9 protein-coding genes are annotated in these 12,059 nt (G+C 58.9%); all 9 read left to right on the forward strand.

Annotated elements, in window-relative coordinates:
* Positions 1 to 7: 7 nt before the first annotated feature.
* The 9 genes from KFS80_RS13315 to yccS all read left to right on the forward strand — a co-directional run bounded on the left by KFS80_RS13315 (position 8) and on the right by yccS (position 12,041).
* Positions 8 to 1,006 carry a hypothetical protein gene (locus KFS80_RS13315; protein ID WP_212545047.1) on the forward strand — a complete coding sequence of 333 codons (999 nt, stop codon included), beginning with the start codon at positions 8 to 10 and terminating at the stop codon, positions 1,004 to 1,006.
* A complete protein-coding gene (locus KFS80_RS13320) occupies positions 1,006 to 1,731 on the forward strand; it encodes an AzlC family ABC transporter permease (RefSeq protein ID WP_212545048.1) in 726 nt (241 codons plus the stop codon). The genes KFS80_RS13315 and KFS80_RS13320 overlap by 1 nt, the downstream gene beginning before the upstream one ends.
* Complete coding sequence (locus tag KFS80_RS13325) at positions 1,728 to 2,072, forward strand: AzlD domain-containing protein (RefSeq protein WP_159814760.1); 345 nt, start codon at positions 1,728 to 1,730, stop codon at positions 2,070 to 2,072. Before KFS80_RS13320 ends, KFS80_RS13325 begins: the two co-directional genes overlap by 4 nt.
* Positions 2,073 to 2,303: 231 nt before the next feature.
* Positions 2,304 to 3,746: a TldD/PmbA family protein gene (locus KFS80_RS13330; RefSeq protein WP_212545049.1), complete on the forward strand. Its 1,443-nt coding sequence runs from the start codon at positions 2,304 to 2,306 to the stop codon at positions 3,744 to 3,746.
* The gene (locus tag KFS80_RS13335) at positions 3,746 to 5,083 is read left to right on the forward strand and encodes a TldD/PmbA family protein (RefSeq protein WP_212545050.1); all 1,338 of its coding nucleotides are present in this window, start codon (positions 3,746 to 3,748) and stop codon (positions 5,081 to 5,083) included. Before KFS80_RS13330 ends, KFS80_RS13335 begins: the two co-directional genes overlap by 1 nt.
* 149 nt (positions 5,084 to 5,232) lie before the next feature.
* On the forward strand, positions 5,233 to 6,660 hold the full coding sequence (gene mdtD / locus KFS80_RS13340) for a multidrug transporter subunit MdtD (protein ID WP_212545051.1): 1,428 nt from the start codon (positions 5,233 to 5,235) through the stop codon (positions 6,658 to 6,660).
* A gap of 256 nt (positions 6,661 to 6,916) precedes the next feature.
* Complete coding sequence (dbpA, locus tag KFS80_RS13345) at positions 6,917 to 8,302, forward strand: ATP-dependent RNA helicase DbpA (RefSeq protein ID WP_008085781.1); 1,386 nt, start codon at positions 6,917 to 6,919, stop codon at positions 8,300 to 8,302.
* Between the two features lie 152 nt (positions 8,303 to 8,454).
* A complete protein-coding gene (locus KFS80_RS13350; protein WP_159814763.1) occupies positions 8,455 to 9,633 on the forward strand; it encodes a BaiN/RdsA family NAD(P)/FAD-dependent oxidoreductase in 1,179 nt (392 codons plus the stop codon).
* A gap of 215 nt (positions 9,634 to 9,848) precedes the next feature.
* Positions 9,849 to 12,041, forward strand: a complete 2,193-nt coding sequence (gene yccS / locus KFS80_RS13355; protein ID WP_159811845.1) for a YccS family putative transporter — start codon at positions 9,849 to 9,851, stop codon at positions 12,039 to 12,041.
* Positions 12,042 to 12,059: the final 18 nt, after the last annotated feature.

The following is a 12,059-nucleotide window of genomic DNA, read 5'->3' on the forward strand; positions in this document are numbered from 1 at the left end:
AAGGCCAATGGCGCTCAACTGCAATAAACGATTTATGTCTGCCGATTTATTTCGCCAGAAACTTTCCCGAGAAACAACTGTTACTCTTGATTTCAGTTACCTGAGCGGCGTCATTGAGTCGTGGTGGAAAAAGAACAGCGCACAAGATATACACACCCTCAAAATAAAACTGACAAGCTTGTTTCTCGAACACCTTCACTCAGAAGACGCTGCCTATTTTGATAAAATCGGCTGCGCTGGCGGCGTTGCCGCCGTATGCATCCGAAACATATTCAAAATCGACTCTCCCAAACTGGCCCTCACTGTCCACGAAGCATTGGCCGACCTGTTCCACTTGACCGATATTAAATATGAGTATGAAGATCATAAAGCGCTGTATCTGAAACCGTTCGGTGAAAACTTTCGGGAATGGGGTAACGGCCACGGCGACATTACGCCGCACTCTGATGATCTTTATGAACATCTGAATGTCGATTTACTTGCGCTCACCGTATGCCGAGACACAACCCAAACGCCGACCGCTTATTATTATCCTGCCGACTTGCTGCTCCCCCTCGACGACGAAGAACTGCAAACTTTATTCGGCATGCGGGCGATTTTTGTGTCCGGCAAAAACGTCACCGGGACGAAAGAAAGAGTGCGTAATGTCGTTGAATATGACGATTGGAATGGTTACCGATTTTCACTGGACTTCCGTATCGACGCTCAAAGTGGCGAGCGGATGCGGGCAATCAACGGTGGTCAAGAGGTGCTGGATAAAATCCGCGCAGGACTGTCAGCCGCGAAATGCAACCTTTCCACTGCAGAAACAGGCACGTTCCTGATTGTTGCCAACAACAAAGTACTGCATGCGCGCCCCACGCTTGATATCAGCGTCAATGAGGCTCGCTCACGCGCTGCCGAATCAACATTTGCTACAACACCACGCCTGCTGTTTCGCAGTAAAGGGCCTCGCAAGCAGTACTATTCGTTGAACGAACAGCCAGCCCTGTTGGTAGCCAACTGATGAGTGCTTGCCAACCACTACACCAATCCACTTTCATGCAAACGCTTAGAGATGGCGGACGCGACGCTATCAGTTTTGGCGTCGCGTTCATCTTTCTATATCTATCAATCGGGATGCTGGGCGCAACACAAGCACTCTCGCTGAGTCAGGTGCTGGCGACAACGTTGTTCATTTTTTCCACACCTTTGCAGTTTCTGCTAATACAAAACCATAGCGACGGCTGGTTGTTGATTCCAATCATCCTGGCGCTCAATGCTCGTTTTGTCTTGCTTTCAGCGACACTGGTACCTCATCTGAAAACGACGTCGACGCGCCAGATTCTGGCGTCGCTGATTTTGTTTACGCCATCAATCTTCACAGCCTGCATGACACGTTTCAAACAAAGCGCCAGCTTCCCTTTTGCGTATTTGCTTGGCGTAGGCGCGCCGATCTTCGCCGTATCGATTATCTGCACCTACATCGGATTTGTGGCTGGAGCAGGTTTGAGCTCACCGGTGATCGCTGCCGCCATTACCATGCTACTACCCCTTCAATTTACCGCGCTGGCCGGCAAGCACTGGCCACACTACATGGAGGTTTCCAGCTATTGGCTGGGTTTCATCAGCGCCCCTCTGCTAGTCCTGCTGTTCAAAGACTACAGCCTGTTGATAACGCCCTTCGTCATTGGCGGCTTGATAGTGATGATTGAAAATTGCTGCAGTCGCAAAGGAGCAACCAGTCAATGATGCTCTGGTTACTCATCAGCTTCGCGGCTGTAACAGCTTTTGCTTTCAGGGCTCTGCCATTCGCTTTCAAGAACACTCCGGCGCTGACGCACACCAACGGTTCGTTCTACCGTTTTGTCAGTTACAGCGCCCAAGCCATGTTAGGCGTGATCATCTACGACACCGCTTTCAACAAACTTGATGCGCCGAGTTTTCTACAGCAGTTTCAGATAATCGACGGGTTGAAAATACTGCTGCTGGCAGGAACATTCGTTGTCGTCGCCAAAACGAAAAAAATACTCCCCAGCTTCCTTGCAAGCCTGGTGATTTATTTACTCGCGTTCGTCTATCTGAATAACTGATTTTAAACACCTGTACTTCGTGCACAGTTACCCCTCGTGGGCAGCCCGGGACTGGCGTGCTCACGAATTCACGCGCGCCTGTCGCGATGAACGTCCACTCGGCAACAGATTCCCCTCTTCGGCACCGCCCTTGATCCTACCCCCACGCAGGCCTACTCTAGACCTCGCGCAACCGTTTCACCCCCTCCCCGCCGTCGCTTTACCGCTTCCCCCTGACAAGGAGGTTCCCGAATGTTCGATTTCCACCCCCAGCTCAAGCAGCGCTTCGCTGCCTTGCGCACGGGCGCTGAGTTTTTTTCCCTGCGGTATGTACGCGAGTCCGGGCAGTACCTGTCGGTGCGCAAGAACGTCGCCGAACCGCCAAGCCTGAGCCGTGACGAAGGCGCTATGCTCACCGTTCGCGTCAACGGCGTTGAGGCCTACGCGGCGACCAACGACCTCTCGCAACAAGGCCTGCAAGCTGCGCTTGAACGCGCCGAAACTCAGGCCCGTCGCCTGAAGCCGCACGCCTTGCTCGACCTGCGCGATCAGCCAGTGTCCAGCGATCGCGCTGATTACTTTTCGCCCAATCTCGAACAACCCTTCCCTTCCCTGAGCGAATGCTTTGAGCTGCTCGGCGCGGAATCCGCCTCGGTGCCAAAGGATGAGCGCCTGGTGAATTGGCAGGTGAGCATCGGCATTACTCACGTCGAACAGATCTACCTGAGCAGCGCCGGGGCTGAATTGCGCCAGGCCCAGCGCTTCGTCTACCCAGGCCTCGACGTTACCGCCTACGACGGCAACGACAGCCAGACCCGCAGCCTCGGCCGCGAAAACTTCGGCCAACAGGGCGGCGCTGATGTGATCAGCCGCTGCGGCTTGATCGGCGCCGGCCCGCAAGTCGCCGATCAGGCCCTGCAATTGCTGCTCGCGCCAAACACCCCGCAAGGCCCGCGCGATCTGCTGTTGATGCCCGATCAGATGATGCTGCAGATCCACGAATCCATCGGCCACCCGCTGGAGCTCGACCGCATCCTCGGCGATGAACGCAATTACGCCGGCACCAGTTTCGTCAAGGCCAGTGACTTCGGCAGCCTGCAATACGGCTCGAAGCTGCTCAACGTAACCTTCGATCCGGGCATTCCCGAAGAACTCGCCAGCTACGGCCATGACGACGACGGCACCGAGGCCAGCAAACAATTTCTGATCCGCGAAGGTCTGTTGCTGCGGCCGCTGGGCGGTGCGCTGTCGCAATTCCGTGCCGGCATGGATGGCGTTGCCAACAGCCGCGCCTGCGGCTGGAATCGTGCGCCGATTGATCGCATGGCCAACCTCAATATCGAACCGGGCGATCAGCCGTTGAACAAGCTGATCGAAGGCATCGAGCACGGCATTTTGATGAGCACCAACCGTTCGTGGTCGATCGACGATGCTCGCAACAAATTCCAGTTCGGCTGCGAATGGGGCCAGTTGATCGAAGACGGTGAACTTAAAGGCGTGGTGAAAAATCCGAACTACCGGGCGATTTCCGCGCACTTCTGGAAAAGCCTGCGCGCCGTCGGCGACGCCAACACCGTCAAGGTGCTCGGCACGCCAAACTGCGGCAAGGGCGAACCGAATCAGGTGATCCGCGTCGGCCACGCTTCGCCGGCCTGCGTATTCAGCAACGTTGATGTGTTTGGGGGAGACGCCTGATGAGCATTTCGAAGAGTCAGTCCGACGCCTTCAAGGTCATGGTCAATTGGCTGCGCGACAGCGTCCGTGAGCCGGAACAGTTCACCCTCAGCTATGCCGCTGAATCCTCGGCGTTCGTGCGTTTCAATCACGCCAAAGTGCGTCAGGCCGGGCAGGTGCAGCAGGCCAACATCGTTCTGAAGCTGATCAACGACGGCCGTCATGCCGACCTGCAAGTCACCCTCTCGGGTGATCAGGAAGGCGATCTGCAACGCCTCGCCGAAGGCCTGCAACAACTGCGCGAAACTCTGCCGCTGTTGCCGCAGGATCCGTATCTACTGCTCAATCACAACGGCTGGCAGAGCAAGAATGTGCAGGAACATCCGCTGCCGGACACGGAACAGGTGGTCGATGAAATCTGCGCCGCTGCTGAAGGTCTGGACTTGGTGGGCTTCTATGCCGCCGGGCCGATCAGCCGTGGTTTTGCCAGTTCTTCGGGGGCGTTTGGCTGGCATCAGGCCAATAGCTTCAACTTCGATTTCAGCCTGTTTCACGAGAACGGCGAAGCGGTGAAAGCCAGCTACGCCGGGCATGACTGGAGCAGCGAAGGGTTCGCCAAGCGCTTCGGTCAGGCGCGCGAGCAACTGGAATTTCTCGGTCGGCCGTTGCGCACCCTGGCGCCGGGGCAGTACCGCGCCTATCTGGCGCCAGCGGCGCTGGAAGAAATCATGGGCATGTTGAGCTGGGGTGGATTTTCGGCGCAGTCGATTGCCAGCAAAAGCAGTCCGTTGCAGAAGCTGTATGTCGGCGATCAAGCGTTCAGCCCACTGGTGTCGTTGGACGAAAAGGTCAGCGACTCGCTGAGCCCGGCATTTTCCGGCGAAGGTTATCCACGCAGTGATCTGCGTTTGATCGCCGAGGGCAAGGCTGGGGATCAATTGGTTGGTTCGCGCAGTGCGGCGGAATACGGTCTGGCCGCCAACGGCGCCGGTGGTGGTGAAATGCCAAGTGCGTTGAACATGGCGGCGGGGGATCTGTCGCAAGCAGAGATCCTCAAGCAGTTGGGCACCGGGCTGTACATCAGCAACCTCTGGTACCTGAACTACTCGGATCAACCGGCGGCGCGCATGACCGGCATGACCCGTTTTGCGACCTTCTGGGTCGAGAACGGCGAAATTCAGGCGCCGGTGAGCACCATGCGTTTTGACGACAGCGCGTACAGCCTGCTGGGTTCGCAGCTGGAAGCGTTGACTGCGGAGCGTGAGTTGCTGCTGTCAGCGAGCACGTACAGCCAGCGCAATACCTCGTCGGCATTGCTGCCGGGGGCGCTGGTTAGCCGACTCACGTTAACGCTCTGACAGCGATCGTTCCCACGCTCTGCGTGGGAATGCAGCCCGGGACGCTCTGCGTTCCTGCCAAAAGCGGACGCGGAGCGTCCGTTGAGGCATTCCCACGCAGAGCGTGGGAACGATCATCAAATTTGGATTAACCACCCATCAGAGGTTCCATGCCCAACCGCCCGCCTCTCGACGCCATCACCGCCCGCTGGTTGCCTTGGGTCGTCGCCATTGCGTTTTTCATGCAGTCCCTCGACGGGACAATCCTCAATACCGCCCTGCCCGCCATGGCCCGCGATCTCGCCGAGGATCCGTTGCGCATGCAGGGTGTGATCATCGCCTACATGCTCACCGTGGCGTTGCTGATCCCCGCCTCAGGCTGGATCGCCGACCGCTTCGGCACCAAGAAAATCTTCTTCGGTGCGATTCTGCTGTTCAGCTTCGGCTCGCTGCTTTGTGCGCTGTCGAGCAGCCTGAGCATGCTGATCGGCGCTCGCGTCATTCAAGGCCTGGGCGGTGCGCTGATGTTGCCGGTCGGGCGGCTGGTGGTGTTGCGTGCTTATCCGCGATCCGAACTGGTGCGGATCATGGGCTTCATCACCATCCCCGGTCTGCTCGGCCCGTTGATCGGCCCGACCATGGGCGGCTGGATGGTCGAATACCTGACGTGGCACTGGATCTTTCTGATCAACCTGCCGGTCGGCGTGATCGGCTGCTACGCGGTGTGGAAATTCATTCCCGACCTGCGCGGCAGCGAGCGTACGCGTTTCGATAGCCTCGGTTTCCTGTTGTTCGGCGCGGCGATGATCCTCATCACCATCGCCATGGAAGGCCTCGGCGAACTGCACTTGCCGCACCTGCGGGTGATGTTGCTGCTGTTCGGCGGCATGGCCTGTCTGGCGGCGTACTGGTTGCGCGCCGGGCATATCGAAAACCCGCTGTTCGCGCCGTCACTGTTCAAGACCCGCACGTTTGCCGTCGGCATTCTTGGCAACCTGTTTGCCCGTTTGGGCAGCGGCGCGTTGCCGTTTCTGGTGCCGTTGCTGCTGCAGGTGGCGCTGGGTTATTCACCGTCGCAAGCGGGGATGAGCATGTTGCCGCTGGCCGCTGCGGCGATGATCGCCAAGTGGGTGGCGCGACCGCTGATTGAGCGACTTGGTTATCGCATCGTCCTCACCGGCAACACGCTGGCGCTGGGGATCATGCTGGCGAGCATGGGCCTGGTCAGCGAGCAGACGCCGTACTGGTTGCTGCTGTGTCTGCTGGCGGTACTTGGCGCGATCAACTCGCTGCAATTTACGGCGATGAACACGGTGACGTTGATCGATCTGGATGACGCGAGCGCCAGTAGCGGCAACAGTTTGCTATCGGTGGTCGCGCAGTTGTCGTTGAGTCTAGGTGTTGCCTGCGCGGGTGCGTTGCTTGGCGGGTTTACGGCGGAGGTCGGTAATGATGGTGTGGAGACTGTGCTAGGTGCCTTCCAGCTGACCTTTGTCACGGTCGGGATCATGGCGATGTTGGCGGCGACGATATTCTCACAGCTGTCGAAAGAAGACGGCCGCCGCGCGAAACGGCCGGAAGAACACATTGAACATTAATTTGCCATGCTGGCTTTTGTGGCGAGGGGATTTATCCCCGTTGGGTTGCGTAGCAGCCCCAAAAGGTTGAATGCGATCGGTCTGATGTACCGAGGTGGCAGGTATAGGGGGGTGCTGCGCACCCCAACGGGGATAAATCCCCTCGCCACAGGTAAATCCTTCACTTCTGGTTTTAGTCGCTGTTCGTCCAGAACTTTCGAGGAAAGTGGCACGGGGCTGCTACACTGCGCGACATTTTGTTTTGCAGGCCAGTCCCGTGACCACCATCGCCACCGCTTTTAATACTCTGCCGCTGTCCGCCGCCATGCTGGCTAACCTCGAATCCCTCGGTTATGCCCAGATGACGCCGATCCAGGCGCAGAGCTTGCCGGTGATCCTCAAAGGGATGGATCTGATCGCTCAGGCCAAGACTGGCAGCGGCAAGACCGCCGCGTTCGGCATCGGTTTGCTGAATCCGATCAACCCGCGCTACTTCGGTTGCCAGGCACTGGTGATCTGCCCGACGCGTGAGCTGGCCGACCAGGTCGCCAAGGAAATCCGTCGTCTGGCCCGTGCCGAAGACAACATCAAGGTCCTGACCCTGTGCGGCGGCGTGTCCTTCGGCCCGCAGATCGCTTCGCTGGAGCACGGCGCGCACATCATCGTCGGCACCCCGGGGCGCATTCAGCAGCACCTGCGCAAGGGTTCGCTGGTACTCGATGGCTTGAACACGCTGATCCTCGACGAAGCCGATCGCATGCTCGACATGGGCTTCTACGACGCCATCGAAGACATCATCGTCAAGACCCCGGAGCGTCGTCAGACCCTGCTGTTCTCCGCGACGTACCCGGTGGGCATCAAGCAACTGGCGTCGAAATTCATGCGTGACCCGCAAACGGTGAAAGCCGAAGCGTTCCACGATGACACGCAGATCGAGCAGCGCTTCTACGAGATTTCCCCGGAAGATCGCATGAGCGTGGTGACCAAGGTCCTGCACCACTTCCGCCCGGCGTCGTGCGTGGCGTTCTGCTTCACCAAGCAGCAAGTGCAGGAAACTGTTGATCACCTGACCGCCAAAGGCATTTCCGCCGTCGGCCTGCACGGCGATCTGGAACAGCGTGATCGCGATCAGGTGCTGGCGATGTTCGCCAACCGCAGTACTTCGGTATTGGTTGCCACCGACGTCGCCGCCCGTGGTCTGGACATCGATGCACTGGACATGGTGATCAACGTCGAACTGGCGCGCGATTCGGAAATCCACATTCACCGCGTCGGCCGTACCGGTCGCGCTGGCGAGAAAGGCATCGCGATCAGCCTGGTTGCTCCGGGTGAAGCGCATCGCGCGCAAGCCATCGAACAGCTGCAAAAATCGCCGCTGAACTGGGATCAGGTCGATAACCTCAAATCCCAGGGCCTCGCCCCGCTGCAACCGCCGATGACCACGCTGTGCATCGGTGCTGGCCGTAAAGACAAAGTGCGTCCGGGCGACATTCTGGGTGCACTGACGGGTGATGCCGGTATTCCGGGCGCGCAGGTTGGCAAGATCGCGATCTTCGATTTCCAGGCTTATGTGGCTGTCGACCGCACCGTGGCCATGCAAGCGTTGCAGCGCCTGAACGACGGCAAGATCAAGGGCCGTTCGCTGCGCGTGCGTATCCTGTAACCGATCTTCCATTTAACGAAGATCCCCTGTGGGAGCGAGCTTGCTCGCGAATGCAATCTGTCAGTCGACATCACGTTGAATGACACACCGCTTTCGCGAGCAAGCTCGCTCCCACAGTTTGTTTTGTAGCGACCCACCATGAGGACACCGTTTTGCGCTCTACCGAAGTCGTGATCATTGGCGCTGGCGCCGCTGGGTTGATGTGTGCACTGACCGCCGCCGGGCGTGGGCGTCAGGTGTTGCTGCTCGACCACGCGAACAAGGCCGGCAAGAAAATCCTGATGTCGGGCGGTGGCCGCTGCAATTTCACCAACATGTACACCGAGCCGAGCAATTTCCTCTCGCAGAATGCGCACTTCTGCAAATCCGCACTGGCGCGTTACACCCAGTGGGATTTCATCGGCATGGTCGGCAAACACGCCGTGCCGTATCACGAGAAAAAACTCGGCCAGCTGTTCTGCGATAACAAATCCAGCGACATCCTCGAAATGCTCCTCACCGAGTGCGATCAGGCCGGCGTCGAGTTGCACCTCGACACGTCGATCCAGACCATTGAGAAAGTCGAGAGCGGTTACCTGCTCGACACCACCCTCGGCCAGGTTCAGTGCCAGTCGCTGGTGATCGCTACCGGCGGCCTGTCGATCCCGACGCTCGGCGCCACCGGTTTTGGTTATCAAGTGGCCAAGCAATTCGGCCATGAACTGCTGCCGACCCGCGCCGGCCTGGTGCCGTTCACCATCACCGACCAGCTCAAGGAATTGTGCACCGAGCTGTCCGGGACGTCGGTGGATTGTCTGGTCAGCTGCAACGATCAGAGCTTTCGCGAGAACATCCTGTTCACTCACCGCGGCCTCAGCGGCCCGGCGATTTTGCAGATCTCGTCGTTCTGGGAATCGGGCGATACAGTGGAGATCAACCTGCTGCCGGATCACGACGCGGCGAGCTGGCTGCAACAGCAAGTGGCCGAGCGTCCGAACAGTGAATTGAAAACTTTGCTGGGTGAGATTTTCACCAAGAAGATGGCCAATCTGCTGGCGGATAACTGGTTTGTCTCCAAGCCGATGAAGCAGTACACCCACGCAGAGCTGGCGGAGATCGCCGAGAAGCTGGGCAGCTGGAAAGTCGTGCCGGCGGGAACTGAAGGTTATCGCACGGCCGAAGTGACTCTCGGTGGCGTTGATACCCGCGAAGTGTCGTCCAAGACCATGGAATCGCTGAAAAGCCCCGGCCTGTATTTCATTGGCGAAGTGCTCGACGTCACTGGCCACTTGGGTGGCTTCAACTTCCAGTGGGCCTGGGCCTCCGGCTACGCCGCCGCGCAATACGCCTGACCGAAACAACACTCCCCCTGTAGGAGCTGCCGAAGGCTGCGATCTTTTGATCCTGTTTTAAGATCAAGATCAAAAGATCGCAGCCTTCGGCAGCTCCTACAGGGGTAGCGGGCGATCAAGGAACACTTTTTGCTGTCAGATGTGATCGCCGCCATTGCGTCGGCGTCATTACTGGCTCAATTTAGCGGCATCGCCTCGGAAGGCCTTCGCACTTCATGTCCTCGACCTCGTTTCGTCAGTCTTTGCGGCGCCTGTGGGCGCTGGATAAATTCAGCTACAGCGTGCGGGTGTTCATCGCCCTGACCGGCAGCATGGCGCTGTGTTGGTATCAGGATGAAATGGGCCTGTTGATCCCGTTGTTCCTCGGCATCATCGCCAGCGCCCTGGCCGAAACCGACGACAGTTGGCAGGGCCGCCTCAACGCCCTCGCCGTGACGCTGGTGTGTTTCAGCATCGCCGCGCTGTCGGTGGAATTGCTCTTCCCCTACCCCATCGTGTTTGCCATTGCCCTGGCGCTGGCGAGTTTCGGCCTGACCATGCTCGGTGCGCTCGGCGAGCGCTACGGGGCGATTGCCTCGGCGACGCTGATTCTGTCCGTGTACACGATGATCGGCGTCGATCAACGCGGCGGCGCGGTCACCGATTTTTGGCACGAACCGATGCTGCTGGTCGCCGGCGCCGCGTGGTACGGCTTGCTCTCGGTGTTGTGGCAGGCGCTGTTTTCCAATCAACCGGTGCAGCAAAGTCTGGCGCGACTGTTCCGCGAACTGGGCTTTTACCTGAAGCTGAAATCCTCGCTGTTCGAGCCGATTAGGCAGATGGACGTCGAAGCGCGGCGTCTGGAACTGGCCCAGCAAAACGGTCGTGTGGTGGCGGCGCTGAACAGTGCCAAAGAAATCATCCTGCACCGGGTCGGCAACGGTCGCCCCGGCTCGAAAGTCAGCCGCTACTTGAAGCTGTACTTCCTCGCGCAGGACATTCACGAACGCGCCAGTTCTTCGCACTATCCGTACAACGCCCTCGCTGATGCGTTTTTCCACAGCGACGTGCTGTTCCGCTGCCAACGCCTGTTGCGCCAGCAAGGCAAAGCCTGCCGAGCGCTGGCCGAGTCGATCCAGTTGCGTCAGCCGTTCATCTACGACGCCAGTTTTGCCGAAGCCCTCAGCGACCTCGACGCGTCCCTCGAACACCTGCGCATCCAGAGCAACCCGGCCTGGCGCGGGCTGCTGCGCTCGCTGCGCGCACTGGCGGCCAACCTCGGCACCCTCGACCGCTTGCTCAGCGACGCGAGCAATCCCGATGCCTTGGCTGACGCGACCGACAGCAGCCTGCTCGACCGTTCACCACGCAATTTCAAAGACGTCTGGATTCGCCTGCGCACACAACTGACGCCGACGTCGCTGCTGTTCCGTCATGCCCTGCGCCTGCCATTGGCGCTGAGTATCGGCTACGGCATGGTGCATTTGATTCACCCGTCGCAAGGCTACTGGATCATTCTCACCACGCTGTTCGTCTGCCAGCCGAACTACGGCGCGACGCGGCGCAAACTCGGTCAGCGGATTTTCGGCACCGCCATCGGCCTGACCGTGGCGTGGGCGCTGTTCGATCTGTTCCCGAACCCGTTGGTGCAATCGTGTTTCGCCATCGCCGCCGGCGTGGTGTTCTTTACCAACCGCACCACGCGCTACACCTTGGCGACCGCGGCGATCACCATCATGGTGTTGTTCTGCTTCAATCAGGTCGGCGACGGTTACGGGCTGTTCCTGCCACGGCTGTTCGATACCTTGCTCGGCAGCTTGATTGCGGGGCTCGCGGTGTTCCTGTTCCTGCCGGACTGGCAGGGTCGACGCCTGAACAAAGTGCTGGCCAACACCCTGACCTGCAACAGCATCTATCTGCGGCAGATCATGCAGCAATACGCCGCCGGCAAAAGCGACGACCTCGCTTATCGTCTCGCCCGGCGCAATGCGCACAACGCCGATGCGGCGCTGTCGACGACACTGGCGAACATGCTCATGGAGCCGGGGCATTTCAGGAAGGAAGCGGATGTCGGTTTCCGCTTTCTGGTGCTGTCGCACACGTTGCTGAGTTATCTGTCAGGCCTGGGCGCGCATCGCGAGACGCAGTTGCCGGCGGAGGTGCGCGAACAGTTGATCGATGGCGCCGGAGTGAAACTGGCGGCGAGCATTGATGAAATCGCTCAAGGGCTGGCGAGCAAGCAGCCGATTGCGATTCAGAGTGATGAAGAAGAAGCGCTGGCCAATGAGCTGGAGCAGATGGCCGATGAGATTGATGAAGGGCAGCGGTTGGTGCAGACGCAATTGGCGCTGATTTGCCGGCAGTTGGGGCCGTTGCGCACTTTGGCGGCGCATCTGATCAAGGATACCAGTGAGGTTAGTGCTGGCTGACCAGACGCCTTCGCGAGC

The organism is Pseudomonas rustica (assembly GCF_018336155.1).
Classification (GTDB): domain Bacteria; phylum Pseudomonadota; class Gammaproteobacteria; order Pseudomonadales; family Pseudomonadaceae; genus Aquipseudomonas; species Aquipseudomonas rustica.

What these genes read in the sequence shown, in the direction of transcription:
- KFS80_RS13330 (WP_212545049.1), top strand. Translation starts at nt 2,304, where the DNA reads ATGTTCGATTTCCACCCCCAGCTCAAGCAGCGCTTCGCTGCCTTGCGC.
- KFS80_RS13320 (WP_212545048.1), top strand. Translation starts at nt 1,006, where the DNA reads ATGAGTGCTTGCCAACCACTACACCAATCCACTTTCATGCAAACGCTT.
- yccS (WP_159811845.1), top strand. Translation starts at nt 9,849, where the DNA reads ATGTCCTCGACCTCGTTTCGTCAGTCTTTGCGGCGCCTGTGGGCGCTG.
- KFS80_RS13325 (WP_159814760.1), top strand. Translation starts at nt 1,728, where the DNA reads ATGATGCTCTGGTTACTCATCAGCTTCGCGGCTGTAACAGCTTTTGCT.
- mdtD (WP_212545051.1), top strand. Translation starts at nt 5,233, where the DNA reads ATGCCCAACCGCCCGCCTCTCGACGCCATCACCGCCCGCTGGTTGCCT.
- KFS80_RS13315 (WP_212545047.1), top strand. Translation starts at nt 8, where the DNA reads ATGGCGCTCAACTGCAATAAACGATTTATGTCTGCCGATTTATTTCGC.
- KFS80_RS13335 (WP_212545050.1), top strand. Translation starts at nt 3,746, where the DNA reads ATGAGCATTTCGAAGAGTCAGTCCGACGCCTTCAAGGTCATGGTCAAT.